We start from the raw sequence: 24,820 nt of genomic DNA on the forward strand, positions 1-24,820 counted from the left end.
CGGTCAGCCCTTGACCTGACTCTCGTAATCCTTCTGCACCGCGGTCAGCAGGCCCTGCGGCGTCTGCTGACCGGCGGCCAGCTTCTGCAGCTGCGGCGTCCAGCTCTTGGCGTAGATGGCGCCGGTGGCGTTGGCGATGAAGTCCATGGCGCCGTTGTCCTTACCGATCGTCGCCCCGGCGGCCAGGGTGCTCGCCGTGACGGTGTCCTGGCCGACCGCGGGCATGTAGGCGTCGGTCGGGCCCATCGGGTGCGAGCCGCCGACCTTCACGCCGATGTCGCGCGCCTTCTGGTCGGTGGCGACCCAGTTCAGGAAGAACGCGGCACAGTCGGCGTTCTTGCTCTTCGCGCTGATGCCGTACGTCAGCGGGGCCGACATCGCGGCCTGCTTGCCGCCCGCCTGCGCCGGTGGCATGAGGAGGAAGCCGGCGTTGCCGGCCATCTGCTTGTCGAGGTTGCCGGATTCCCAGTCGCCGCTGAAGATGAACAGGTTCTTGCCGCCGATGAAGCGGCTCATCATCATCGCGTAGTCCTGCGAGTTGATGTCCGGGGCCAGGTAGCCCGCCTTGATCCACTTTTCCAGATGCTGCGTCGCCTGCAGGTTGCTCGGCGTGTTGATGGTGGCGCCCTGCTTGTTGAAGATCCAGTCGTTGATCGGGGCGGTCTCGCCGTACGCCGCCATCAGGTTCTGCAGCGGGAACGCGAGCCCGCCGGTGGCGCCGCCGTTGAACTGGTTGATCGGGGTGATGCCGGCGTCCTTGGCCTTCTGCAGCACGGCGTCGAAGTCGGCCAGCGTCTGCGGCGGCTGGGTCATCCCGACCTGGGCGGCGAGCTTCTTGTTGTAGAAGATCCCGGTCATGCTGAAGTTGAGGCCCATCGCGTAGAGCGGGCCGGCCCCGCGCTCGCCGTTGCTGCCGAACCGCATCTGTTCGAGCTGCGAGGCCGGCCACTTGTCCCAGCCGTACGCGGAGGCGTAGCTGTCCAGGTTGAGCAGCAGGTTGTCCTTGGCCAGCTCGGAGATCTGCGGCAGGCGCATGAGGTCGGGCGGGTCGTCGGACAGCACCCGCGGGGCGTTCTGGGTGATCACGGCGAACTGGTCCTCGCGGATGTCCCACTTGACGTTCGGGAACTGCGCCGTGAACGCGTCGGCCAAGGTCTTCGGCAGCGGGAAACCGGTCTCGAAGTAGCCCTTGAGGGTCACCGGCTCAGTGCCGCACGTCGTCTTGACGGCGGCCGGGGCGCTCGCGCCGGTGCTGGGGGCATCACCACCGGGCGCGCTGCACGCCGCCGCGGCGAGCGCACCGGACAGGGCGAGGATCGCGAACAGGGGCCGGGTACGACCGGCGGGGTGCCGGCCGGACGGGGAAGGGGTCATGAGCACTCCTCAGTGGACGGGTGAAGCGGTCAGCGGGTCGGGTGCTGCGGGATGGTGTGCAGGCGCCGGAGCGCGGTGACGACGTCCTGCTGCCAGGTGGCGGCCGGAGGCCAGGTGCCGGTCAGCGCGAGCGATCCGTGCACCGCCCCCGGGTAGAGCTGGAACGCCACCGGAACTCCGGCGTCGCGCAGCCGGTGGGCGTACTGCTCGCCCTCGAGCCGCAGCGGGTCGTGCTCGGCGCTCATGATCCGTGCGGGCGGCAGGCCGGTCAGGTCGGTGGCGAACAGGGGTGAGACGACCTCGTCGCGCCGGTCGTGCTCCGGGCCGAGGTAGAGATCGCCGCAGAGCCGCATGTCGTCGACCGTGATGCCGTAGTCGTCGGAGATGCCGGACCGGCGCATGGTGTCCAGGGTCAGGTCCAGCGGCGGCACCTCGAGCAGTTGCAGGGCGAGGCGCGGGCCGCCGCGGGCCCGGGCGAGCAGCGTGACGGCGGCGGCCAGGTTCGCGCCCGCCGAGATGCCGCCGACGGCGACGCGTTCCGGGTCCGCACCGAGCTCCCCGGCGTGTTCAACCGCCCAGCTCAGCCCGGCGTAACAGTCCTCCAGCGGTGCCGGGAACGGGTGTTCGGGCGCCAGCCGGTAGTCGACCGCCACGACGACGCACTCGGCGCGGCGGCTGCGGTCGTGGCACATCGCGTCGTTGACCTTCTCGTCGACGGAGCCCAGCCAGAAGCCGCCGCCGTGCAGGAAGACGTAGAGCGGCAGCGGGCCGGTGGCGGTGGCCGGCCGGTAGACCCGGACCCGGATGGCGCCGACCGGGAAGTCCCGGACGCCGACCGGTACCGCGGGCGCGCCGAACTTGGCGAAGATCTCGTCCGAGCCCCGGTGGATGGCCGCCCGCCGTTGCGTCACGGGCGCGCCGGGGTCGCCGGAGTCCGGCTTCGTCGCCAGGAAGACCTCGACCGCGTCGGCCAGTCCCATCGCCACTCCCTCGGTGCCGGGCGCCGCCGCCCGGCGGGTTCGTCACACGAACGAAACATCAGCCGGGAAGCCATGTCAAGAGTTTTTGTAAAAGCACTTTTATGGCGTCATCGCTGGTCAGGCGTCCCGGCGACGCCTGCGATCAGTTAACAGGCCGAGCCGGGGCGGAACGCGACTTCAGGTGGTGGAGCGTCCGACCAGGTGAACGTCGAGCACGGTGGCCGAACGCAGCGCGGACCCGCCGATGTGCCCGAGCAGCACGCCGAACGCGGTGCTGCCCGACTCCTCGAACGGCTGGCGGATCGTGGTCAGATCGGCCGCGGCGGCGGCCTCCCCGTCGTCGAAGCCCATCACCGCGACGTCCTGCGGCACCCGCAGGCCCCGGTCGCGGGCCGCCAGCAGCACGCCGACCGCGAGCACGTCGTGATGGGCCATGACGGCGGTCGGCCGCTCGGCGGCGTCCAGCAGCCCGGCGGCCGCCCGACGCGCCCCGTCGACCGAGTTGTCACTGGTCGCGACCACCACCTCCGCCCCGGACCGGGCGGCCGTGTCCCGGAAACCGGCCAGCCGCTTGACCGCCTGCGACTCGTAGTCGGAGACCTGCCGTTCCAGCAGGTAACCCAGCCGCCGGTGGCCCCGCTCGAGCAGATGCCGGGCGGCGATCCGGCCGCCGTCGTCGTCGTCGATCACGACCCGGCTGAACAGGTCGCTGTCCGCGTCGACCACGACGGTCGGCAGGCCCCGCTCGCGGAGCCGCCCGGCGATGCCCGGCTCGATCTGCAGACCCATGACGATCAGGCCGTCCAGCCGGCCGTGGATCGGCATGCTGGCCAGGGTGGGCGAAGACGTCAGGGCGGCCGACTCGTGGTCGAAGACCAGCACGTCGGTCTCCAGCTCGGTGGCGGCGGTCAGCACGCCGGAGAGCCGGCGCAGGTAGGAGCTGTAGGAGGTGAACGGGGCCATCACGCCGATCCGGCCGGTGCCCTGCCGGGCGAGGCTGACCGCCTGGACCTTGGGGGTGAAGCCGAGCTCGTCGACGACGGCGAGGACCCGGGCCCGGGTCGCGGCCCGTACCTTGTCCGGCTTGTTGAGCACGTTCGACACCGTCGAGATGCTCACCTGGGCCCGCTCGGCCACCTCGTAGATCGTGACCCGATGTGCTGTCACCGCCGCCTGCTCTCGCACTGCCGAAGCGCTTTGATGAAAGCAGTCTACAGATGCGACTCCGAACCCATTGGAAAAGGCGATGTCCCGCCTATTCCCCTACGGGCGGCACCATTGTGGAATACCCCGTCAATCGTTCTGGCTGCGGCGTTTGCCGGGCGATAATGTTCGTGCCGGCGGGCGGGCTTTGCACGACTGGTTCGGCGGGGCGCCGGGACCGGGCGCACCGGTCAGCTCGCGGGCGGCGCCGGCCACGAGGTCGCGCAGCCACCGGTGCGAGGGATCGTGGGTGTGCGCCGGGTCCCACCACAGAGTCTCCACCACCGGCGGCAGATCGAACGGCACCTCGAGGACCCGCAGCTCCGGCCCGGCGACCCGGGTGGCCAGCCGTTCCTGGATCAGGCAGAGATGGTCGGTGCCCCGGACCAGTTCGGGCAGCAGACGGAACCCGCCGACGGAGAACCGGGCCTGGGGCGACAGCCCGCGGGCCCGCAGATCGGCGAGCACCGGGTGGTGCGCCCGTACGTCCTGGTGCACCACCCAGGGCAGCGCCGCGAGCGTCTCGACGGTCAGCCCGCCCCGGACGGCCGGGTTGTCCGCGGCCGCGAGGCACACCCAGCGGTCGGAGAAGAGGGTCGTCCCGGGCATCCCGGCCGGGGCCAGGCTGCGCGGCAGGACCACCCCGTCGGGTGGGCGCGGGCGGCCCGGCGCGGTTCCGGCCGGGTCGTCGGCAGGCAGTTGATCGAGGCGCAGGCGGGCGACCGGCGACGCCTGGCGGAGGGCGCGCATCAGGGGCGGACCCAGCACCGCGGCCGCGTAGTCGGAGGCCAGCAGGACGAACTCGCGTTCGCAGGACGCCGGATCGAAGCCCTGGGCGGCGGTGAAGGTCTGCTCGACCAGCTGCATCGCCGCGGCCGAGGTCGCGCGCAGGCCCACGCCCAGCGGCGTCAGCTCGTAGTTGTTGCCGACCCGGACGAGAAGCTGGTCGCCGAAGTGCCGGCGCAGCCGGGCCAGCGCCTCGCTCATCGCGGGCTGGCTCAGCCCGAGCCGCCGCCCGGCCCGGGTGACGTTGCGCTCGGCCAGCAGAGCGTCGAGGGCCGCCAGCAGGTTCAGGTCGATGCTCGCGGTTCTCATCCGTCACTCCTGCCGTGGTGTCGGGCGGCCGGGGACCGCGGGTTCAGAGGCCCGGCTCGGCGCGGAACTTCTGCGCCGGCCCGAGGGCCGGTCCGGCCAGACGCACCGACCGGCTGTCGGCGATGAGGTGGCGGTCGGGGAAGTTGCTCGACCGCAGCACGAAGGCCCCGTCGGCGCCGGTCGCCTGCAGGCAGAACGTCGCATCCGCCGCGAACAGCGGCGAGCGCTCCCACGGCTGGAGCACCGCCACGAAGTTGCGGTGGCGCATGAACCGGCCCGGGAAGTTGACCGCCTCCAGTGACACGCACCGCGCGTCGGCCAAGCCCCGGCGCAGGACGAAAGTGGCGTCGGCCCGGGCCAGGGCCGGACTGCGCGGGCCGATCGCGGTGAGCCGCAGCCGGAAGTCCTGGTGCCGCAGCCGCAGGCCGGGAGAACCGACCGCCACCAGGCTGATCCGGCTCCCCGGCTCGGGCAGCAGCCGGGCGGGCGTGCGGCGGGGCGCGGGACGGGACGAGGAGGGCCGGGCCACCGGCAGGGGCTTACCGGTGGCCGCGGCGTTCGGGGCGCCCGACGGGGACGGCGTGGCGGACTGCAACGGGATGAGCGCGGGCGACTCGTCGGCCACCGGCGGAGCGATCCACGCCCCGCTCGCGTCCGGCGCGGTGTCCGCGTGCTCCCGGCGCTCGATGACGATCACCAGCACCATCGCCAGCACCGCGAGCACGGCCCCGCCGACGATGACGGCTGAGCTGCGCGGCTGCGCGGGCGACCGGCCGGCTCGCGATCCGGGACGGCCGCGCGAACGACCGGGCTGCTGATAGGACATGGGGGTGTCTGTCTCCCGGATACCGGCCGTCACCGCGGCGCAGCCAGAATGGCGATGCCCGGCAATATTCAATGATGCGGCTCCGGAAAGCAAGGCCGGTCGATCCGTTGTGAGCGTTATCAGAGGTGTCGATCCGGGACATCGGGAAAACCGATACCCGTGATCCGGGGGCATTCTGACCGTACCGGTAGGATGCGCCGGTCCGGCGTTATTGATAGCGGACCGGCGAATCGGCCAACGGGCAATGCGGATCGTCGGCGGCCCGCCGCGAGGAGGTTCGGACGGGCCCGGCCCGGCCTCCCACGCCGGTTGCCCGACGAGGGCGACGACACCGGCTTCGCGGAGTGGACGCGCCCCCGGACGGCCGAGGGTTTCGCCTGGACGCCGCACGCCGTGCTGCGTTTCTGTCCGCATACGGCGGCGGACCCGGCGGCCGGGACGGTTGGCCTGCCGGTCTTTTCCGCCCTGGCGGCAGCCCGGTCCGTGGATGTGACGGTGGGTCGGTGCGGCGGCCGTCCGACCGCGCGGGGCGTTCGTCACCGCACCGGCTGCGACCGCGGTTCGGCCCGGCTCCGGCGGAGCTGCCCGCGCCGCCCCCATGGCCAGAGCTGGCGCGCGTCATCGCCTGGAACGTCGATGCGGCCGCCGCGAGCGGCACGGGCGGCGACGTCGGCCTACCACGCCGCCGAGCCCGCGATCACCGCCGCGGTGATCTCGAGGCGGCGGTGTGGGACCTTGTCCGGGCGGTGAACAAGCTGCCCGGCGAACGCGAGGATTCCGCAGCGGCGGTGGCCTGGCCGGCCGGTGACCGCGCCGAGGTGGCCCGGGCCCGGCTCGACGCGGAACGCGATTTCTGGATCCCACTCCGATATCAGAAAAGCGTTACGCGGAAGGGCCTGACAAAGTCGCTCGCCAATGGCGAATCAGCGCCTTGATGAGCAGGAAACCTTCTGGCAACATGGGCCTCTCGGGAGCGCTCCCAATCATCGTCACTCCGCGTCCCGGGATCAATGTCGACGTAGTTGTGAACGTTAACAACTGGTCACCCCCTCCCCCACTCCTGAAGGAGAACGACCCATGGAAGTGTCCGCCCGTCCCCGGCGGCCTCGCTGGATCCGTACGGCCCTGGCGTCCCTGGCGCTGGTGGCCACCGCCGGAACCGTCGCGATCACCGCCACCGAGGCCTCAGCCGCGACGATCGATACGAGTGCGTCGTACATTCTGGTGAACCGCACCAGTGGCAAGGCGTTGGACGTGTACAACCTGGCCACCAATGACGGCGCCCGGATCACCCAGTGGACCCGTAACGACGGTGCTCAGCAGCAGTGGCAGTTCGTCGATTCCGGTGGTGGTTTCTACCGGCTCAAGTCCCGGCTGTCGGGCAAGGTCCTCGACGTCTACAACTGGTCGACCGCCGACGGTGGCGCGATCGTGCAATACACCGACAACAACGCCGCGAACCAGCAGTTCAGCATGCAGGACATCGACGGCTACATCCAGCTGATCAACCGCAACAGCGGCAAGGCCCTGGAAGTGCAGGGCGCCTCGACCGCGGACGGCGCGAACATCGTGCAGTACGCCGACTGGAACGGCGCCAACCAGCAGTGGCAGCTCGTCCGCGTCGGTAGCACCACGCCGACCACCCCGACGACACCACCGCCGGGCGGCTCCTGCACCCTGCCGACGTCGTACCGGTGGAGCTCGACCGGTCAGCTGGCCACCCCGAAGGCCGGGTGGGCGTCGCTGAAGGACTTCACCACCGCGCCGTACAACGGCAAGCACCTGGTCTACGCCACCACCCACGGCAACACCTCGACCAGCGGCTGGGGCTCGATGAACTTCAGCCTGGTCAACAATTTCAACGAGTTGGGGTCGGCCAGCCAGAACGGGATGAGCCAGGGCACCGTGGCGCCGTCGCTGTTCTACTTCGCACCGAAGAACATCTGGGTCCTGACCTACCAGTGGGGCGCGACCGCGTTCTCCTACCGCACGTCCAACGACCCGACCAACGCCAACGGCTGGTCCGCGGCGCAGCCCCTGTTCTCCGGCAGCATCACGGGTTCGGGGACCGGGCCGATCGACCAGACGGTCATCGGTGACGGCACGAACATGTACCTGTTCTTCGCCGGCGACAACGGCAAGATCTACCGGGCCAGCATGCCGATCGGGAACTTCCCCGGCAACTTCGGCAGCTCGTACACCACGATCATGAGTGACTCCACGAACAACCTGTTCGAGGCGCCCCAGGTGTACAAGGTGCAGGGCCAGAACCAGTACCTGATGATCGTCGAGGCCATCGGCAGCCAGGGCCGCTACTTCCGGTCCTTCACCGCCAGCAGCCTCAACGGCTCGTGGACGCCGAACGCCGCGAGCGAGAGCAACCCGTTCGCGGGCAAGGCCAACAGCGGCGCGACCTGGACGAACGACATCAGCCACGGCGAGCTGATCCGTACCAGCGCGGACCAGACCATGACCATCGACCCGTGCAACCTGCAACTGCTCTACCAGGGCCGTTCACCGAGCTCCGGCGGCGACTACGGCCTGCTGCCGTACCGCCCGGGCCTGCTCACCCGGCAGCGCTGACGGCATGACGCAATCGGCGGGCCCGGCCAGGTGGCCGGGCCCGCCGATTCATGACTTCACCAGACCCGTACGCGGGAATCGCCCGAGGTCAGCGCGGCGACCGGACCGGCTGCCGCGGTCTCGCCGGGGTTGCGCCGCTGCCCGGTCAGGTCCACGTCGATGACCGCCGGGCTGCCGTCCGGCTCCTCGAACTCCGCGTCGGCGAAGCGGACGCGGGGCAGATCACGGCCGCCGACCGGGCCGACCCGGGCCTGGTCGAACCCGGCCGGGAAGGTCGTCTCCAGGTAGACCGCGTCGCCCTCCTCGACGACCGACACGGCCGCGTCGCCGAGCACGTGCGGATTGGTCTCCGCGGCGAACGGCCGGGCGCCGGCGGCGTAGACGTTGTCGTGGGCGTAGACCGCCTGGAGCACGTCGAGGTAGCGCTGGTGGTCGCCCGGGGGCTGCGCCTCGATGCGGGCGATGTACTCCTCGAAGGACGCCGGGTAGTCGTCGTAGCCCGCGAGGCCGTAACCCGGCTCGCTGCCGCCCTGGCCGCCGTCGCCGTACGCGGTAGCGGTGTCGCCGCCGAGGAAGACGTTGCCGACGTAGCGGTCGTCGCCGCCACGGATGTACGCGTAGCCGGCGACCTGGGTGCTGTGCGGCCGGTGGTACGGCGTGGCCCGGTCCATCACCGCCTCGAGGCGCAGCGTGCCGGCGAACAGGTTGCCGACGAACGCGCCGCCCTGGCTGAACGACTCGAACGACGCGCGCGAGCCGAACAGGTTGTGGTCGACCAGGTAGGGGCCGTGGCTGACCTCGACGAACAGGTCCCGGTTGTTGCGGTAGTAGACGTTGCGGGAGACCCGGGTGCCCTGGGTCTCCCAGTCCAGCCAGGTGCCCATCGAGCAGTCGTGGATGCGGTTGTGCCGGATCACCACGTCGATGGCCGCGTGCAGCTTGATGCCGCCGATCTCGTAACCGTAGAACTCGCGCTTGAGCGCGATGTTGTAGATGTGGTTGTCCTCGATGGTGGAGAACACGCAGCCCAGGTGGCCGACGATGCCGTTCTGCCCGCAGTCGTAGATGGTGTTGCGGCGCACGATGTGCGAGCCGATGTGCTCGCGGTCCCAGCCGATCTGGCGCGCCGCGAACACCGACTCGAGCTGGTACTGGTAGCCGGGCTTGTCGCCGCGCTCGGTGGCGTAGTTGTGCCCGGTGGACGCCTCCTTGCCGAGCGAGATCGCCGAGCACTTGGCGTCGTGGATGACGTTGTCCTCGATGATCCAGCCCTTGGCCCAGTTGGGGCCGATCAGGCCGGGCTGGTCCGCCGTCGGCGGGGTCCACGGCGACGCGGCCTGGGCCAGCTCGAAGCCGCGCACGGTGATGTAGTCGACGTGCGGGACGAGCGGGTGGAACACCGACCGGCGGACGTTGATCTCGACCAGTTCGGTGTTCGGGTCGGCGCCCTGGAAGTTGGCCCAGATCGTGGTCCGCTCGGCACCCACCTCGGCGTACCAGACCAGCCGGGTCTGCTCCGGGTCCCGGACCTGGTCGGCCAGGCCGGTCCAGTGGTCCACCACCTCGGTGCGCAGCGGCGGGTCGTCGAGCTCGGCCCGGCCGCCGGCCTCGTAGAAGCTGCGGCCGTTGAGGTACACGTCGCCGAGGTGCTTGGGCGGCGCACCCTCGGGATAGACGATCCAGTCGCCGGCGACCTCCTCGGCGAACGGGTTGAAGCCGCCGAACAGCGCGTTCGGCACCTCGGCCCGCCACACCTGGCCGCCGTCGGGCACCCAGCCGGTGACCCGCTCCGAGCCCTTGATGACCACGTGCTCGCCGTCGGCCGCGGTGTAGGTGATCCGGCGGGTGTCGCTCAGGCCGCCGCGCGGGGGCGCGACCCACTCCCGGTATTCGCCGGCGTGCACGACAACCGTGTCGCCCGGGCGGGCCGCGGCCGCCGCCCGGTTGATCGTGCGGTACGGCTGTTTCTCCGAGCCGTCGGCATCGTCGGAACCACTGGTCGCCACATGCAGGACGAAGGTCATGTTCGGCAGAGCCCTTCTGGCGTCCGGCCCCCAGGAGCCGTCGGCGGACGAGACCACGCCAACGTAATAGCGTGAAACATTCGGTGTCAACGCCGAAACATTCCGATAGTTTGCTGGTTACTTTCGCGGGTTTACGACGCACCCCGGTCCGGCGGATCGGGGTGCGCGTCGGCGGCCGGAACCTCGTCGTCGTCGCCCTCGGCGGCGAGGTCGGCCGGGCGACCGGCGGTGCTGGTCGCCGTCAGCGCCGCGGCGAACAGCACCAGCTGGTTGACCGCGTTGAGGAAGACCAGCAACCCCACCGACCCGGCGACCAGGTGGTACGTCGGATTGGCCGCGGTGTTCTGCACGTACAGGCGGCCGATGGTCTTGAGCAGTTCCAGCCCGGCCGCCGCCAGCAGGGCCGGCCCGAGCACCCGGCGCACCGGCATCCGTACGCGGGGCAGCCCGGTCAGCATGCCCGCGGCCAGGACCGTGTTCACCGCGAGGCCGACCAGCAGTCCGACCGTGGCCAGCACCCACCGCGACGGGGTGGCCGCGGTGTCCGCCGCGTCGACCGCCCGGTTCGCCAGGGTGGTCGTCACGTACGCCACCGACAGCGACGCGGCCAGCAGCACCCCCAGCCCGACCAGCACGAGCAGGTCGAGGAGCACCCGCACGAGCAACCTGCCGGGGTATTCGGGCATTTCCCAGATCTTGCGGATGGAGGACCGCAGCACGTCGACCCAGAACCAGCCCGTGATCGGCAGGCCGATGAACGCGACGACGCCCGCGGTGTTACGGGCGCTGCGCCACGTCTGCACGTCGACGGTGGGCAGGTTCTCCGCCGCGTAACGCTCCACCGCGCGCAGCACCGCCGGATCGTCCAGGACGAAACCGAAGACGGCGAAGCCGAGCAGGCCCAGCGAGAAGGTGGCGAAGAACGCGTAGTAGGTCACGGCCGCGGCCAGCCGGCCACCGTCGGCCTCGTCGTACCGCAGACCGGCCCGGACGAGGTGATCCAGCCAGCCGACACGGTGACGCAGTCGCCGCCACGCCACCGCGACCAACTGCGGGAAGCGTCGATCCGTCACGCGGCACCGATACCCCGCCGTCCCCGCCGTTACGCCCGGCCGCGGTTAGCGGACCCGCGGCCGGGTAGGCCCTGGGACAGATCTGAAGGGAGTGCGACCATGCCGATCGCGACGATCAACCCGGTCACGGGTGAAGTGCTCAAGACCTTCGACGCGCTCACGGAGGAGCAGATCGATGCCGCCGTCGGCCGGTCGCTGACCGGCTTCCGCGAGCTGCGGACAACCACCTTCGCGCAGCGGGCCGCCTGGATGACCGCGGCCGCCGACCTGCTCGACGCCGACCGCGACGACGTCGCCGCCCTGATGACCCTCGAGATGGGCAAGACCTTCGCGGCGGCCAAGGCCGAGGTGGCCAAGTGCGCCACCGCCTGCCGCTACTACGCCGAGCACGCTGAGCGTTTCCTCGCCGACGAGCCGGCCGAGTCGTCCGAGGTCGGGGCCGTCCGCGCGTACGCCCGGTACCAGCCGCTCGGGCCGGTGCTGGCCGTGATGCCGTGGAACTTCCCGCTGTGGCAGGCGATGCGGTTCGCCGCGCCGGCCCTGATGGCCGGCAACACCGGACTGCTCAAGCACGCCTCGAACGTGCCGCAGACCGCCCTCTACCTGGGCGAACTCTTCACCCGGGCCGGCTTTCCGGCCGGGGCCTTCCAGACCCTGCTGGTCGGCTCCGACGCGGTGGAGCGCATCCTCACCGATCCCCGGGTACGGGCGGCCACGCTGACCGGCAGCGAAGGGGCCGGACGATCGATCGCCGCCATCGCCGGGCGCGAGCTGAAGAAGACCGTGCTGGAGCTGGGCGGCAGTGACCCGTACGTGGTCCTGCCGACCGCCGACCTGGACCGGGCCGCCGAGGTCGCCGCCACCGCCCGCTGCCAGAACAACGGCCAGTCGTGCATCGCCGCGAAACGCTTCATCGTGCACACCGACGTCTACGACCAGTTCGTCGACGCGTTCGTGGCGCACATGTCGGCCCTGACCGTGGGCGATCCGATGGCGGACACCACCGACGTCGGGCCGCTGGCCACCGAGCAGGGCCGCCAGGACGCCGAGGAGCAGGTCGCCGACGCGGTCGGCAAGGGCGCGACGGTACGGTGCGGCGGCCGCGCCCCGGAAGGCGCCGGCTGGTGGTACCCGCCGACCGTGGTCACCGACCTCACCCCGGAGATGCGCATGTACTCCGAGGAGGTGTTCGCGCCGGTGGCCGGGGTGTACCGGGCCGGGTCGCTGGACGAGGCGATCGAACTGGCCAACGCCACGTCGTACGGGCTCGGGGCGAACGCCTGGACCGCCGACCCGGATGAGCAGCGGCGGCTGATCACCGAGCTGGAGGCGGGCGCGGTGTTCATCAACGGGATGGTGACCTCGTACCCGCAGCTGCCGTTCGGCGGGGTCAAGAATTCCGGGTACGGCCGGGAACTGTCGTCGGCCGGCATCCGCGAGTTCTGCAATCTCAAGGCGGTCTGGGTCGGCGAAGGCGACAAGGCCGAGGTGGACGCGGCCACCGAGTGACGGCGGCTTGTTACCGTCGGCACCATGACGGCTGTCACCGCGCGGGACGTTCAGGACATCGCCTCCGGTCACCATCCTGACCCCGCGCGGTCGAGGTCGTTGCGCGCGGCCGCGTACACGGATCCGAAGTGGTTCGACCTGGACCTGCGGGCCGTCCTGGGCCGCACCTGGCAGTGGATCTGCCACGTCGAGAAGCTGCGCGCTCCGGGCAGCTACGTCGCCGCGACGGTGGCGGGCATGCCGATCGCCCTGGTCCGGGACCGGTCGGGGCGGCTGCGGGCCTTCTACAACGTCTGCAAGCACCGGGCCCACGAGCTGCTGTCCGGCTCGGGCACCACCGGGACCATCGTCTGCCCGTACCACGCCTGGGTCTATGACCTCGACGGCACGCTGCGTGGCGCCCGGCGGGCCGATCGCCTGCCGGACTTCGACAGGACCGGGATCGGCCTGGACCAGATCGCCGTGGAGGAGTTCGCCGGCTTCGTCTACGTCAACCTCGACCCGGGCGCCGTACCGCTGGCCGAGCAGGCGCCGGACCTGGCGGCCGAGATCGCGTTCTGGGCTCCCGACGTCGCCGGCCTGACCTTCGCCCGGCGGCTCACCTACGACGTCCGGTCCAACTGGAAGAACGTCATCGACAACTTCCTGGAGTGCTACCACTGCCACATCGCGCACCGCGAGTTCGTCGGGCTGGTCGACATGGACACCTACGAGGTACGCACCCACGGGATCTGGTCGAGCCACTTCGCCGAGGCCGGCAGGCCGGACAACCCCGCGTACGACATCTCCGCCGCGTCCGTCACCCAGCACGCCGTGTGGTGGCTCTGGCCGAACACCTGCCTGCTGCGGTACCCGGGCCGGGGCAACTTCATGGTCTTCCAGGTGGTTCCGGCCGGACCGGACCGGACCCTGGAGACGTGGGACTTCTACTTCGAGACGGACCAGCTCCAGGACGCCGAGGTCGAGGCCGTCCGCTACATCGACGAGGTCCTGCAGCGGCAGGACATCGCGATCGTGGAGAGCGTCCAGCGGGGGATGGCGACACCGGCCTTCGACCAGGGCCGCATCGTGTACGACCCGGAGTCGCCCGGGCTGTCCGAGCACGGCGTCCATCACTTCCACGGCCTGATCCTGCGGGCGTACGAGAATTTCGTGAACGCCTCCCGCTGACTACGCCGGTCGCGCCCGGCCCCCGGCCCGCGGGGCGGTCCAGTGCCGGAGCATGGCGACGATGCGGAACAGGAACACCAGCACCGCCGCACCCGTGGCCACCACGGGAAGGGGCAGGCCGCTGCCGTGCGTCGCGGCGATGACGACCGCGCCGGCCGCTGCCGGAATCGCGTAGAGATCCGTGTCCACCCGGAGCAACGCGGGCGCCTCCCGGGCCGTGATGTCCCGGAGGACCCCGCCACCGACCGCGGTCATGACGCCGAGCAGCACCGCCGGCACCGAGCCGAGACCGGCCGCCAGCGCCTTGAGGGTGCCGGTGACACAGAACAGTCCCAGCCCCGCGGCGTCGAACACCAGCACGGTGAGGCGCAGCCGCCGCACCACCGGATGGACGAAGAACGTCACCACCGCCGCGACCGACGGCACGACGAGATAGAGCGGTTCCGTGAAGGCCGCCGGTGGCGTGTCACCGATGATCAGATCTCGCAGGATCCCGCCGCCGAGCGCGGTGAGCAGCGCGAGGACCAGCATCCCGATGACGTCGAAACCCTTGTGGACAGCCATCAACGCCCCGGACGTGGCAAAGGTGTAGAGGCCGACCAGCTCCAGAATGCGTAAGACCGTACCTGCCGTCATCGCCACAGTGTTTCGCAGTGCGCGGCGCCGCCCGGGGTCAGCGCAGGGTGCGCAGCAGATCGGCGAAGCCGGCCGCGTCACACAGGTGCGGGAACCGCCCGCCCAGCCGCATCTGGGCACCGAGCCGCGGCGGCATCGCGTCCGGTCGCGGCTCGCTGTGCGCGGGCGGGCTGAACCAGGACCGGTAGCCGGCGAGCAGCGCCTCGTCGTGCCGGGCGACGGCGAACTGCCGGTACAGCTCCGGCACGCCGCTCAGGTCGCCCGTGTCCAGCTCCCGCGTGGTCCCGGGCGGCTCGGCCGGCGTCTCCTGGAACGTCAGGACCGCCTGGGTGGCGTACGCGGCGGCGAACGTCTCGGCCAGCCGGGCCGACTCGGCGTGCGCGACGATCACCGGGGCCCGGTGCAGGGCCAGGCCGTTGATCAGCACGGCCAGGTCCTCGGCCAGCTGGGTGACGTCGTAGTCGTCGCGGGCCGCGGAGTCGCCGTGGCCCGGCAGGTCGACGGCGACGGCGGCGCAGCTGTCGCCGAGCTCGGCGGCGACCGGCCACCACATGGTGCGGTCGTAGAACAATCCGTGCAGCAGGACCACCGGCCGGCCGAAGCGGCCCCAGCGGTCGTAGACGAGCCGGTTCTTCGGAGTTCCGTAGGCGTGGGTGGTGCGGCGGGGCGGTTGCGGGTGCACAGGGAATCGTCTTCCTGGGGGCTGCCGGACACGAGACAGACGCCGCCGGCGTGACAGCCGGTGCGCGCGATGGCGTGCGGTGGTGCGGTGAGCAGGGAGGAAGAGCTGCTATACCCGCAGAACGCCCAGCAAACTCAGATCCGCGTCGGCCGCGGCGGCGACGGTGTGCGACGTACGCGGATCCGGGCACAGTGCCGCCGCGTCGACGGCGACCGTGGCGACCAGGGTGACGTCACCGGCCGGACGGGCGCGCGGCGACAGGTAGGCGGTCCAGTCGTCGCCGTGCTCATGCTGGTGGACGGGGGTCTCGCCGGTGTGCGCGTGCGGGAGGCGCGCGAGGTCCGCGACGGTGCCCCGGTCCCCCGCGGCGGCATCGTGGGCGTGCCCGTGATGGGCGCTGCCCGCGGAGAACAGCAGGCCCGCGGCGAGCAGCAGCAGGACCAGGGCCGCGCCGGCGATCCGCATCGGCCGGGCACGGCCGAGCCGGGGCATCCGGAACGGGTACGCGGCCACGTCCTTAGTCAACCAGCCGTGGCGGCCGTCCGCCCGTCGGGAGCCGTCCGCCTCCCGGACGAGCGACGGACACCGGGTCCGGATCATGCGCTCCGGACGGGCCCATACTCGGCCTCCGTGACCCGATCAGTGCCCGGAACCCGGCGCCGCCGCGTCGTGGCGATGCTGCTGACCGCCGTTCTGGGCGCGGCCGCCTGCGATGCTCCGGCCGAGCCCCGCGAGGTGCCGCCCACCGGGCCGGCCGTGCCGCCGCCGAGCCCGGTGCCGGTGCCGGTGTTGCCGGACCAGGACGCGGTGCTGCGCCTCGATCAGGTCGGCTACGGCATGGACGAAGCCAAGACAGCGACACTGCTGGCACCCCGCGACGCCGGCAGAGCCCACGCCACCGTCATCGACACCGCCGGCCGGACCGTGCTGTCACCGGAGATCGGCGGCGGCCGGGGCGAGTGGAATGCCAGGTTCCCGGCGGTCCACCCCATCGATCTCACCGCCCTGACCCGGCCGGGCACGTATCGGCTCCGGGTGCAGGGCTCGGTCACCGCCGAGTCCCCGGCTTTCCGCGTCGCTCCCGCCGCCGAGCTGTTCGGTCCACTGGTGGCCAACTCGCTCGCGTACTTCCAGGCTCATCGCGACGGCGCCGATCAGGTCGCCGGGGCCTGGCGGCGTACGCCGGCGCACCTGGCCGACCGCGCGGCCACCGTCTATGCCGATCCCCGCTACGACGAGGACGGCCGGATGCTCGCGGCGCTGGAGCCCACCGGCGGTCCCGTGGACGTCGAAGGCGGCTGGTACGACGCGGGCGACTTCCTCAAGTTCACCCACACCAGCGCGTACGCCCTGGTCGCGATGCTGCTGGTGCAGCGGGACGGACCGGCCCCGGCGGGCCTGGCCGGCGAGACCCGGCACGGCGTCGACTGGCTGGACAAGATGTGGGACGAGCCCACCCGTACGCTCTACACCCAGGTCGGGATCGGCAGCGGCGTCGCCGCCGACTTCCTCGGCGACCACGACACCTGGCGGCTGCCGCAGGCCGACGACCAGCTCGCCGTCGAGCCGGGCGACGAGCGCTACTACCAGCGCTACCGGCCGGTGTTCCGGGCCGCCGCCCCGGGCGAGAAGCTGAGCCCCAACCTGGCCGGCCGGGTGGCCGCCGCCTTCGCGCTGGCCGCCCAGGTCGAGGCGGCCACCGATCCGGCCCGCGCCCGCCGCCACCTCACCGCCGCGGCGCAGATCTTCGACCAGGCCGGCACCGCCGACGTCGGTGATCTCGTCACGGCTCAGCCCCGCAGCTTCTATCCCGAGGACAGCTGGGCCGACGACCTCGCCACCGGCGCGACCGAGCTCGCCCTCGCCGGGGCCCTGCTGCGTGATCCGCGCACTCCGGACTGGACGCTGCGGGCGGCCCGCTGGGCCAGGGTCAACGCCGACACCGGCCGGACCGACGCCCTGAACGTCTACGACCTCAGCGCGGTCGCCGACGCCGAACTGAGCAGGGCGCTGACCACCACACCGGTGACCGGGGCGGCGATCAGTCCCGGCGAGTTGCGGAGCGACCTGCGCAGACGCCTCGACGCCGGGGTCCGGGCCGCCGAGGCCAACCCCTTGGGAGCAGCCGCGGGCAACGGCGGATACGACTACGCCTCCCGCCAGCTCGGTTACGTCGTCACCGCGGCGCTCTACCGCGGCCTCACCGGGGACGACCGCTACGCCGCGTTCGGCACGGCCCAGCGCGGGGTCGCGCTGGGCGCCAACGGCTGGGGGACGTCGCTGGTGGTGGCCGCGGGTACGACGTACCCCCGGTGCCCGCACGACCAGATCGCCGATCTGACCACCGGCTCCCCCGCCGCCGGCATGACGGGGGCGGTGGTCAACGGGCCCAACAAGGCCGACCGGATCCACGAACTGACCGGGACCCGCGACAGTTCCTGCTCCACCGACGCGTTCGCCGTGTACGACCGCGACGACGTCCACTACACCGACGACGAGCGGGTCTCGGCCAACACCGAACCGTCCATCGACTTCACCGCGACCGGCATGCTGGCCTTCGCGCTCACCGCCCGAGAGCCCTGACCGGCGATCCGCGTCAGCTCCGGCTACCCGCGCACCCAGCGGTCGTAGGCGTCCGGGTCGACGTTGCCGCCACAGATGATCGTGGCCACGTGGCGGCCGGCGAAGCGGTCACGGTCCTCCAGGATCGCCGCGACGCCGAGGGCCGCGGAGGGTTCGACGATGAGGCCCGCGTGGTGCAGAAGCAGCCGCATGCCCGCGACTATCGACGCCTCGCTCACCAGGACCGCGTCGTCGGCCACCGCGAGCAGGTCGTCCAGGACCTCCGGGATGGGAAACCGGCCGGCGACACCGTCGGCGATGGTGTCGGTCGAGTCGGTGGTGACGACCCGGCGTTGCCGCCAGGAGCGGGTCATCGCCGGCGCGCCGTGGGGCTGCACGCAGATCACCTCGACGTCCGGCGACAGCTTCTTGAGGACGTAGCCCACGCCGGTGGCCATCGCGCCGCCGCCCAGAGCGATCAGGACGGTGTCGACGGATGTCCCCGCCTCGGCCACTTCCAGGCCGATGGTCGCCGCGCCCTCGCAGGTCTCGAGGTCGAGGCTGTCCTCGACCAGCCTGATGCCACGCTCGCGCGCGACTTCCCCGGCCCGGTCCCGGGCTGTCTCGAAGTCGCCGTCGGTCAGCAGCAGCTCCGCGCCCAGCGCGCGGATGCGATCCAGTTTCGCGGTGGGCGCCCGGCGGGCCGCGACGACGGTGACGTCGAGGCCCCGGCGACGACCGGACCAGGCGAGCGCCTGGCCGAGATTGCCGGCGCTGGCGCACACCACCGCCGTACCACCCTGGCCGGTCAGCAGGGCGGCCACGAGTTCCGTACCGCGGGCCTTGAAGCAGCGCACCGGGTTCGCCGTCTCCAGCTTGATGCTCACGGTGCAGCCGAGCTCGCGCCCCAGCGCGTCGCACTCGTACAGCGGGGTGTCGAGGAACATCGGGTCGATGTCCCGGCGGGCCACGCGGACCCGGGCGAGATCCAGTCGCGTCGCGATCATGCCCGGCAACCTACCGCGTGCCCGGCGACGATCACCCCGGCCGCAACCCTGGCCGGGGTGATCAACGCTGAGGGGCTGAGCCGGTCACGTCGTCGTCTGCGAAGCGGCCAGGATGAAGACGAAGACGACCCAGACCACGCTCAGCACGGTGAAGACGATGCCGAGCCAGAAGCCCGCCTTGGCCAGGCCGGCGCCCTGCTCGCCGGTCTGCCGGATCTGCCGCTTGGCCACGGCGCCGAACACGATGCCCAGGGGTGCGAAGATGAAGGCGAAGACCAGGGCGAGGATCGCCATCACGTTGGTGCCGGCGACCGCTCCGCCGGCGTGCTGCTGGGTCGGGGAATTCATCGGCTGCGCTTCCATGGTCCCTCCTCGTTGTCCAATGCGGACAACGGCATACCCAGGCCCGGCGGATTTGATGCCTCGATGTCCATCAAGGACCTTCCCGCGGGTCAGCCCGGGGCCTGACGGCTGAGGTGCTCCCAGGTGCGGTACTCCTGCGTGCGGGCCTGGTCCAGCTGCTGGACCAGGTCGTACGAGGCGGAGCCGACGATCAGCCGCAGCGGTGGCTCCGCCAGCACGGTCAGCTCCATGACCACCGTGGCGGCGGTGCTCGGGTCGGGACCGGCGTCCTCACCCCACATCTCGGACAGCTGGACACGCAGCGGCTCGTACTCCGAGCGCGGCTCGGTCATGGTGGTGCCCCGGGTGAACAGGTCCGTGCCGTAGCCGCCCGGCTGCACGATCGTCACCTTGATACCGAACGGCGCCACCTCCATCGCCAGCGCCTGGCTCAGCGAGTCGAGCGCCGCTTTGCTCGCCGCATAGAAGCCCGTCGAGGCGAAGCCGCCACCCGAGCCCATCGAGGTGACCTGCAGCAGGTGGCCCGATCCCTGCGCCCGCAGGTGCGGCACCACGGCCTGGGCCACCCACAGAGCGCCGAAGAAGTTGACGTCGAACTGGGCCCGGACCTCCTCCTCGGTGGCCTCCTCCACCATGCCGAGCAGCATCACTCCAGCGTTGTTGACCACGACGTCGAGCCGGCCGAACGCTGCCGCCGCCCGGTCCACCACAGCCCGTACGGCAGCCCGGTCCGACACGTCCAGCGTGAGCCGGACCAGGTTCTCCGGGTGAGCGCCGGCCAGATCGTCCAGGGGGCTGAGGTCGCGGGCGGCGGCCACGACGCGTTCTCCGGCCTTGAGCGCCGCCTCGGTGAAGGCCCGGCCCAGACCTCTCGACGCGCCGGTGATGAACCACACCCGGGCAGTTGTCATGCGACCTCCTCGCTCGTACGAGACGAGACGGCCCGTCTCGTGTCCGCCGAAGTATGCGCGCCTCCGTGCACCTTGGCAAGACGGAACGTCTCGTCTTGTTCGGTGCTAGGCTCCCGGACGTGTCCCGCCCCAGCGCTCCCAATCCCGCCCGGCGCAGCGAGCGATCCCGCCGGGCCATCCTCGACGCCGCCCGGGAGCTGGTCGCCGAGCTGGGATACGCGAAGATCTCGATCGAGGCCATCGCCGCCCGGGCCGGGGTCGGCAAGCAGACGATCTACCGGTGGTGGCCGTCCAAAGGCGCGGTGATCTTCGATGCGTTCCTGGCGCTCAGCGAGGCCGCGGACGGGGACGGCATCCGCCTGCCCGACACGGGCGACATCGCGGCCGACCTCAGGACCGTCATGCGGGCCACCGTCGCCGAGTTCGCCGATCCGGCCTTCGAGGCACCCATCCGAGCGCTCACCATGGAGATCGTCGCCGACCCGGGCCTGACGGCCCTGTACCGCGAGAAGCTGGCCGGGCCCGTCGACGAAGCCAAGAAGGAACGGCTGCGCATCGCCCAGCAGGCGGGCCAGCTGGCCGCGGACGCCGACCTGGACCTCGTGCTGGAAGTGCTGTACGCACCGCTGTTCCAGCGCTGGCTGCACCGGTCCGGGCCGCTGACCGAGGAGTACGCCGACGCGCTCGTGGACATCACCCTTCGCGCGTTCAGGCCGTGACCGGGTGCTGGCGCAGCTTCCCGATGGCGGCGCCGAGGTCGGTCTCGATGCCGCCGGGCTGTTGCAGGCCCTGGTCGAGCAGCAGCCGGACGAACGGCCGGTGCTCCGGCCGCCCGGCGGTGGCGAAGTACGCGGCCAGCCCGGCTGCCAGCTCCTCGTCGGCCGGCAGCGTGGCCCGGTCGACCAGCTCCTTGATGCCGGTGACGGCCACCTTGTCGAAGGCCGCGATCCGCCGGGCGAACGCGTCGGTGACGGCCTCGATGTCGGCGTCCGGGACGAGCCGGTTCACGTAGCCGTACTCGGCGGCGGCCCGGGCCGGGATGTCCTCGCCGCCGAGCAGGATCTCCAGGGCCCGCCCGCGGCCGACCAGCCGGCCCAGCCGGGCCATCGGGCCGCCACCCGGGACGGCGCCGACCCCGATCTCGAACTGGCCCAGGACCGCCTGCTCGGACGCGAAGCGGATGTCGGTGGCGAGCACGAACTCGCTGCCCGCGCCGCGGGTGCGGCCCCGGATCTCGGAGATCGTGGCCACCGGCACCCGGCTCAACCGCACGAAGTTGTCCAGGTAGGGGTGCAGGCCCGTGGGTCCCGGCGGCATCCGGGCCACGCGGGCGCTGTCGGCCAGGAAGTCCCAGTGGGCCATGAAGTAGCCGGGCCGGTCGCTGCGGAAGACGACGACCGTGAGGTCCGGGTCGTGCTCGATGCGCCCGATGAGCGCGCCGAGCTGCTCGACGGTGTCGGGGTCCAGGAGGTTGACCGGGCCGTTGTCGAAGGTCACCCGCCAGTACGACGGCGACACCTCGTGGACGTGGAACTGCTCCGCGATGCTCATACGATGAGACTCGCTCGACCGGCCAGGGGGTCGCACCAGGGAAACGCCCTGGCCCCGGACCACCAGGGGTCAGCGGCCGAGGTGCACGTAGGAGGCCCAGAGGCGCGGCATCGCGGGGAAGCGCCGGCGTAGCTCGCGTACCGTCTCGTGCAGGGCCCCCGCGGAGGCGGCGGCGTCCAGGCGGCCGGACGAGATGATCCGGCGGTAGACCTCGCTGCTGAGCGCGGCGGCCCGCAGGTCGGGCACCGACCACAGGGTGCCCACGACCCGCCGGTAGCCCACGAAGTGCAGCGCCGCGGCGACGGTCAGCGCCTCGTCGAGCAGCCGCACCCCGCCGGCGGCCGTCCGGCAGGCGGAGAGGAAGGCGAAGTCCCCCCGCGAGCCGGCGGTGACCGCGCGCAGGTCGGCCACCGTCAGGAAGCCGTCGTGCACGGCCAGCCCGCTGCGGCTCGGATCCCGGGGGTTCTGCAGGCCGTGGCAGCTGAAGTGCGCCACCCGGTGCCGGGCGACCAGCGCGGCGACGGCGGCGCGGGTGGCTCGGCCGTCGCTCAGCTCGGTGAGCTCACCGCCGGTCAGCTCGCGCAGCACGTCCAGCTCGCGGACGGCGCTCGGCAGCGGGGGCAGTCCCGGCGTGGCCGGCTGGATGACGGCCAGGACCTCGGTGCCCGGGGTGCCGGACTCCGGGCCGGCCGCGCCGGCGAGCATCCGGACGGTCGGCGTGTACGAGGACACCACCCGGTCGAGCGCGCACTCGAGGCCGTCGGCGCTGGTCGCGGCGTGCAGCGGCAGCAGCATCAGCGGTCCGGTCGGGCACCACCACACGCGCTGGCCGGGCTCCTCGGAGCCGAGCCCCGCCAGCACCGGGGCGACCACGGCCTCCCACAGCCACGCCAGGGTGGCGGTGATCGCGGCATCGTGGGCGGCTCGGCCCCCGCCGCGGTCGGCGGCCTCGTGGGCGGCCAGGCACTCGTTGGTGCGGTCGTACGCGTCGTCGAAGGTGAGCTCCGGCAGCCGGACGACGCGGACGCCGTCCCGGTCGACGAGCAGGGCGTCGCAGCGGTGCCGGCTGATCGTGACGATGACCGCCGTGCCGGCCGGCAGCCCGGTCCTCAGCTCCGCGAAGGTCGCGAGGCGCAGGAAGTCGTCCAGGCCGGGCAGCCGGCGCACCTCCGCCACCGTGAATTCCCACCGCTGAGCGGCCGCCATCCGGTCCTCGACCGTCGACCGGCCGTCGTCGAGCACCGCGCGGAGAGTGTCGAGGCGCGCGCCGAGCTCCGGCGACGCGGCGTTGACCGCGGCCAGGTCGCCGCGCGTGGCGAGCCACTGCGACCACAGCACCGCCCGGCCGCCTTCGAGCAGCTCGACGGCCTCCTCCGGGTGACCGGCCGCGATCGCGGTGGCCGCCGCCTCGTCGACCAGGCCGGCGTACTCGGCCAGCAGGTTCTCGCGGTCCTCGGGCGGCAGGCCACGCCAGGCCACCACGGGCAGCAGGCCGACGGCTGTCCGATGGGCCGCCAGGGCCCCGGCGCTGCCGAACTCCAGCGCCGACTCCAGATCGGCCCAGGTCCGGGCGGCGTCCAGCCGGATCCGGGCCGGCGCGGTGACCGCTTCGGCGGCCTCCCGGAACAGGTCCGCGGCTTCCCGCGCGTCGCTGTCCTCCCCCGCCGCCTCGAACCGGGCCCGCAGCGACTGGGCCAGGTTCAGGGCGTCGAGGGCCCGGGTCGGATCGTCGTCGCGGACGGACAGGTGGCCGGCTCGTCCGGCGAGCACCGCGGCGTCCAGCGCGGCGCGGTCACCCGTACTCTCGAAAAGAGTGCGCAGGCCGACGCCGAGATTGACCGACGCCGGGCCGCGGAAGCGGTGTTCCGGCGGCAGTTCCTCGAGGGCGGCCCGCAGCACGCGGACCGCCTCCCGGACGTCGGCCGGTGCCTCGCCGCCGAGCTGACCGCCCTCCCCCGGGCCCGCGAGAAAATGCCGGTCGAGCAGCGCACAGCCGAGATGGATGGCGCACGGGGCGAAGTACGGATCGCCCGGTGGCGCCGCGTCGACGCCGTGGCGGGCCGCGTCGATGGCCGCCGCCAGATCCGCCGGGTCGCGCGCCAGCCGGAACCGCTCGCGCAGGGCCGCACTGGAGTTGGACCACATGGCGGCCACTTGTCGGCGATCGGGCGCGAGGGCGAGCGCCTCGGCGCAGGCCGCGACCGCCTCGTCCAGGTCGTCACGGGACCGGTAGTGCTCGTAGCGGATCCGCAGCAGGTTGCCGAGGTTGGTGAGGTGGCCCGCCCGGCTCATCCGGTCCGGATCCCGCGCGGCGACGGCCTCCCGCGCCGCGGCGACCGCGGCGGTGAGATCCTCCGGCCGGCCGTCCACCTCGAAGAGCGTGCCCAGCACCGCCGCCAGCGTCGCGAGGGCGTTGGCGCGGGCGGATCCCTCGCGCGGCTGCAGCCGGGCCCGCCGACCGCAAGCGTCCGCCGCCCGCAGGAGGTCATCGTGCCGCTGGCGCAGCTGGAAACGTTGCCGGAGCGCGATCGCCAGGTTGGACAGCAGGACGTCGGTGCCGCGCTCGTCGGCGCCGGGCAGCGCTTCGTCGATCATCACCACGATCTCGTCGAGCACGGCCGGGTCGGCGAACCCGCGTAGCAGCAGGCTTCCGGCGAGGTTCGCGACCAGCACGGGGGTCTGGGGGACGTTCGCGGCGCGGGCCAGGGCGACCGCCTCCCGGTACGCGGTCACGGCGGCCTCGGCGTCGCCCGGTTGCGGATGGTGCCGGAACCGGGCGGCCAGTGCGGCACCCGACCGGGCCAGGGCCGCGATCCTGGCCTCTCCGTCGGCGGTGTCACCCGACGGTTCCAGACCGAGCTCCGGCCACAGTGGCCGGGGCACCCGCTCGGGTGCGGCCGGGGCGATGTAGCCGAAGAACTGCTTGGCCACGTGATACTCGGGTTCTCGCTCGCCCGGCGGCAGCACCAGATACCGGGACCAGTGCAACGACGCCACCAGGTAGACCGCGCGGGCGACCTCCGCCGGTGCGACCGTCCGGTCGCGGAGGGCCCGTACGACCAGATGCGCGTCGGCCAGGGCCTGCTCCGAGGTGACCGCCTCCCGGTCGCCGGTGAGGAACGCCTTGATCCGGTCGCTGAGCGCCGTCAACCCGCCGTCGTCGGTCATCGTCACGGTCCGAGGTCCGGGTTGTCCCTGCCGCCGGCGCAGCGCTGCGGGCGGCCGCGAACGGCATCGACGGGCGTAGGCGCCACGGGTGGAGATTCTATCG

The 24,820-nt window shown here is 72.1% G+C and carries 21 protein-coding genes; 6 read left to right on the top strand and 15 right to left on the bottom strand.

Going from position 1 to position 24,820, the window contains the following annotated elements:
* Positions 1 to 3: 3 nt before the first annotated feature.
* The 5 genes from AB0C12_RS38575 to AB0C12_RS38595 all read right to left on the bottom strand — a co-directional run bounded on the left by AB0C12_RS38575 (position 4) and on the right by AB0C12_RS38595 (position 5,478).
* Positions 4 to 1,374, bottom strand: coding sequence for an extracellular solute-binding protein (locus tag AB0C12_RS38575; RefSeq protein ID WP_360555546.1), 1,371 nt, complete (start codon positions 1,372 to 1,374; stop codon positions 4 to 6).
* 29 nt (positions 1,375 to 1,403) lie between these two features.
* Complete coding sequence (locus tag AB0C12_RS38580; RefSeq protein ID WP_360555547.1) at positions 1,404 to 2,354, bottom strand: alpha/beta hydrolase; 951 nt, start codon at positions 2,352 to 2,354, stop codon at positions 1,404 to 1,406.
* Between the two features lie 177 nt (positions 2,355 to 2,531).
* Positions 2,532 to 3,521: a LacI family DNA-binding transcriptional regulator gene (locus AB0C12_RS38585; RefSeq protein WP_360555548.1), complete on the bottom strand. Its 990-nt coding sequence runs from the start codon at positions 3,519 to 3,521 to the stop codon at positions 2,532 to 2,534.
* A 126-nt stretch (positions 3,522 to 3,647) separates the two neighbouring features.
* Positions 3,648 to 4,652 carry a LysR family transcriptional regulator gene (locus tag AB0C12_RS38590; protein ID WP_360555549.1) on the bottom strand — a complete coding sequence of 335 codons (1,005 nt, stop codon included), beginning with the start codon at positions 4,650 to 4,652 and terminating at the stop codon, positions 3,648 to 3,650.
* A gap of 43 nt (positions 4,653 to 4,695) precedes the next feature.
* A complete protein-coding gene (locus AB0C12_RS38595; RefSeq protein ID WP_360555550.1) occupies positions 4,696 to 5,478 on the bottom strand; it encodes an AbfB domain-containing protein in 783 nt (260 codons plus the stop codon).
* A 503-nt stretch (positions 5,479 to 5,981) separates the two neighbouring features.
* Here AB0C12_RS38595 and AB0C12_RS38600 point away from each other — a divergent pair.
* Positions 5,982 to 6,413, top strand: coding sequence for a hypothetical protein (locus AB0C12_RS38600; protein ID WP_360555551.1), 432 nt, complete (start codon positions 5,982 to 5,984; stop codon positions 6,411 to 6,413).
* Positions 6,414 to 6,555: 142 nt separating this feature from the next.
* Positions 6,556 to 8,061: a non-reducing end alpha-L-arabinofuranosidase family hydrolase gene (locus AB0C12_RS38605; RefSeq protein WP_360555553.1), complete on the top strand. Its 1,506-nt coding sequence runs from the start codon at positions 6,556 to 6,558 to the stop codon at positions 8,059 to 8,061.
* A 56-nt stretch (positions 8,062 to 8,117) separates the two neighbouring features.
* On the opposite strand, the gene AB0C12_RS38610 is transcribed toward AB0C12_RS38605, so the two are convergent.
* Together AB0C12_RS38610 and AB0C12_RS38615 are read right to left on the bottom strand one after the other, a co-directional pair.
* Entirely contained in the window at positions 8,118 to 10,142 is a 2,025-nt protein-coding gene (locus AB0C12_RS38610; protein ID WP_360555554.1) for a right-handed parallel beta-helix repeat-containing protein, read from the bottom strand.
* A gap of 74 nt (positions 10,143 to 10,216) precedes the next feature.
* Positions 10,217 to 11,158: a YhjD/YihY/BrkB family envelope integrity protein gene (locus AB0C12_RS38615; RefSeq protein WP_360555556.1), complete on the bottom strand. Its 942-nt coding sequence runs from the start codon at positions 11,156 to 11,158 to the stop codon at positions 10,217 to 10,219.
* A 99-nt stretch (positions 11,159 to 11,257) separates the two neighbouring features.
* Between AB0C12_RS38615 and AB0C12_RS38620 the strand changes: the two genes are divergently transcribed.
* Both AB0C12_RS38620 and AB0C12_RS38625 read left to right on the top strand, forming a co-directional pair.
* Positions 11,258 to 12,667 (top strand): NADP-dependent succinic semialdehyde dehydrogenase, encoded by a 1,410-nt coding sequence (locus AB0C12_RS38620; RefSeq protein ID WP_360555557.1) that lies wholly within the window; start codon positions 11,258 to 11,260, stop codon positions 12,665 to 12,667.
* Positions 12,668 to 12,691: 24 nt separating this feature from the next.
* Positions 12,692 to 13,837, top strand: a complete 1,146-nt coding sequence (locus tag AB0C12_RS38625; protein ID WP_360555559.1) for a ring-hydroxylating oxygenase subunit alpha — start codon at positions 12,692 to 12,694, stop codon at positions 13,835 to 13,837.
* Here AB0C12_RS38625 and AB0C12_RS38630 read toward each other — a convergent pair whose 3' ends face one another.
* From AB0C12_RS38630 to AB0C12_RS38640, 3 genes are all read right to left on the bottom strand, one after another.
* Positions 13,838 to 14,473, bottom strand: a complete 636-nt coding sequence (locus AB0C12_RS38630; RefSeq protein ID WP_360555560.1) for a trimeric intracellular cation channel family protein — start codon at positions 14,471 to 14,473, stop codon at positions 13,838 to 13,840.
* Positions 14,474 to 14,510: 37 nt separating this feature from the next.
* Positions 14,511 to 15,155 (bottom strand): alpha/beta hydrolase, encoded by a 645-nt coding sequence (locus AB0C12_RS38635; protein ID WP_360555561.1) that lies wholly within the window; start codon positions 15,153 to 15,155, stop codon positions 14,511 to 14,513.
* 108 nt (positions 15,156 to 15,263) lie between these two features.
* Positions 15,264 to 15,668, bottom strand: a complete 405-nt coding sequence (locus tag AB0C12_RS38640) for a hypothetical protein (protein ID WP_360555562.1) — start codon at positions 15,666 to 15,668, stop codon at positions 15,264 to 15,266.
* A 117-nt stretch (positions 15,669 to 15,785) separates the two neighbouring features.
* On the opposite strand from AB0C12_RS38640, the gene AB0C12_RS38645 reads away from it, so the two are divergent.
* Positions 15,786 to 17,738, top strand: a complete 1,953-nt coding sequence (locus AB0C12_RS38645; protein WP_360555563.1) for a glycoside hydrolase family 9 protein — start codon at positions 15,786 to 15,788, stop codon at positions 17,736 to 17,738.
* Between the two features lie 23 nt (positions 17,739 to 17,761).
* Here AB0C12_RS38645 and AB0C12_RS38650 read toward each other — a convergent pair whose 3' ends face one another.
* The 3 genes from AB0C12_RS38650 to AB0C12_RS38660 all read right to left on the bottom strand — a co-directional run bounded on the left by AB0C12_RS38650 (position 17,762) and on the right by AB0C12_RS38660 (position 19,998).
* A complete protein-coding gene (locus tag AB0C12_RS38650; RefSeq protein WP_360555565.1) occupies positions 17,762 to 18,724 on the bottom strand; it encodes a pyridoxal-phosphate dependent enzyme in 963 nt (320 codons plus the stop codon).
* An 84-nt stretch (positions 18,725 to 18,808) separates the two neighbouring features.
* Entirely contained in the window at positions 18,809 to 19,087 is a 279-nt protein-coding gene (locus tag AB0C12_RS38655; protein WP_360555567.1) for a DUF4190 domain-containing protein, read from the bottom strand.
* Between the two features lie 89 nt (positions 19,088 to 19,176).
* Complete coding sequence (locus tag AB0C12_RS38660) at positions 19,177 to 19,998, bottom strand: SDR family NAD(P)-dependent oxidoreductase (protein WP_360555569.1); 822 nt, start codon at positions 19,996 to 19,998, stop codon at positions 19,177 to 19,179.
* Positions 19,999 to 20,117: 119 nt separating this feature from the next.
* Between AB0C12_RS38660 and AB0C12_RS38665 the strand changes: the two genes are divergently transcribed.
* Complete coding sequence (locus tag AB0C12_RS38665) at positions 20,118 to 20,717, top strand: TetR/AcrR family transcriptional regulator (protein ID WP_360555570.1); 600 nt, start codon at positions 20,118 to 20,120, stop codon at positions 20,715 to 20,717.
* On the opposite strand, the gene AB0C12_RS38670 is transcribed toward AB0C12_RS38665, so the two are convergent.
* Both AB0C12_RS38670 and AB0C12_RS38675 read right to left on the bottom strand, forming a co-directional pair.
* Positions 20,707 to 21,549 carry an enoyl-CoA hydratase/isomerase family protein gene (locus tag AB0C12_RS38670; protein ID WP_360555571.1) on the bottom strand — a complete coding sequence of 281 codons (843 nt, stop codon included), beginning with the start codon at positions 21,547 to 21,549 and terminating at the stop codon, positions 20,707 to 20,709. The two genes, AB0C12_RS38665 and AB0C12_RS38670, sit on opposite strands and share 11 nt — an antisense overlap.
* A 69-nt stretch (positions 21,550 to 21,618) precedes the next feature.
* Positions 21,619 to 24,717 carry a CHAT domain-containing protein gene (locus AB0C12_RS38675; RefSeq protein WP_360555769.1) on the bottom strand — a complete coding sequence of 1,033 codons (3,099 nt, stop codon included), beginning with the start codon at positions 24,715 to 24,717 and terminating at the stop codon, positions 21,619 to 21,621.
* Between the last annotated feature and the right edge of the window lie 103 nt (positions 24,718 to 24,820).

This window comes from Actinoplanes sp. NPDC048967 (genome assembly GCF_040649415.1).
GTDB lineage: Bacteria > Actinomycetota > Actinomycetes > Mycobacteriales > Micromonosporaceae > Actinoplanes.

Bases quoted from the DNA above. Each gene is read 5' to 3' on its own strand.
- AB0C12_RS38655 (WP_360555567.1), bottom strand. From the start codon at position 19,087: ATGGAAGCGCAGCCGATGAATTCCCCGACCCAGCAGCACGCCGGCGGA.
- AB0C12_RS38575 (WP_360555546.1), bottom strand. From the start codon at position 1,374: ATGACCCCTTCCCCGTCCGGCCGGCACCCCGCCGGTCGTACCCGGCCC.
- AB0C12_RS38620 (WP_360555557.1), top strand. From the start codon at position 11,258: ATGCCGATCGCGACGATCAACCCGGTCACGGGTGAAGTGCTCAAGACC.
- AB0C12_RS38630 (WP_360555560.1), bottom strand. From the start codon at position 14,473: ATGACGGCAGGTACGGTCTTACGCATTCTGGAGCTGGTCGGCCTCTAC.
- AB0C12_RS38605 (WP_360555553.1), top strand. From the start codon at position 6,556: ATGGAAGTGTCCGCCCGTCCCCGGCGGCCTCGCTGGATCCGTACGGCC.
- AB0C12_RS38660 (WP_360555569.1), bottom strand. From the start codon at position 19,998: ATGACAACTGCCCGGGTGTGGTTCATCACCGGCGCGTCGAGAGGTCTG.
- AB0C12_RS38580 (WP_360555547.1), bottom strand. From the start codon at position 2,354: ATGGGACTGGCCGACGCGGTCGAGGTCTTCCTGGCGACGAAGCCGGAC.
- AB0C12_RS38650 (WP_360555565.1), bottom strand. From the start codon at position 18,724: ATGATCGCGACGCGACTGGATCTCGCCCGGGTCCGCGTGGCCCGCCGG.
- AB0C12_RS38625 (WP_360555559.1), top strand. From the start codon at position 12,692: ATGACGGCTGTCACCGCGCGGGACGTTCAGGACATCGCCTCCGGTCAC.
- AB0C12_RS38670 (WP_360555571.1), bottom strand. From the start codon at position 21,549: ATGAGCATCGCGGAGCAGTTCCACGTCCACGAGGTGTCGCCGTCGTAC.
- AB0C12_RS38675 (WP_360555769.1), bottom strand. From the start codon at position 24,717: ATGACCGACGACGGCGGGTTGACGGCGCTCAGCGACCGGATCAAGGCG.
- AB0C12_RS38590 (WP_360555549.1), bottom strand. From the start codon at position 4,652: ATGAGAACCGCGAGCATCGACCTGAACCTGCTGGCGGCCCTCGACGCT.
- AB0C12_RS38595 (WP_360555550.1), bottom strand. From the start codon at position 5,478: ATGTCCTATCAGCAGCCCGGTCGTTCGCGCGGCCGTCCCGGATCGCGA.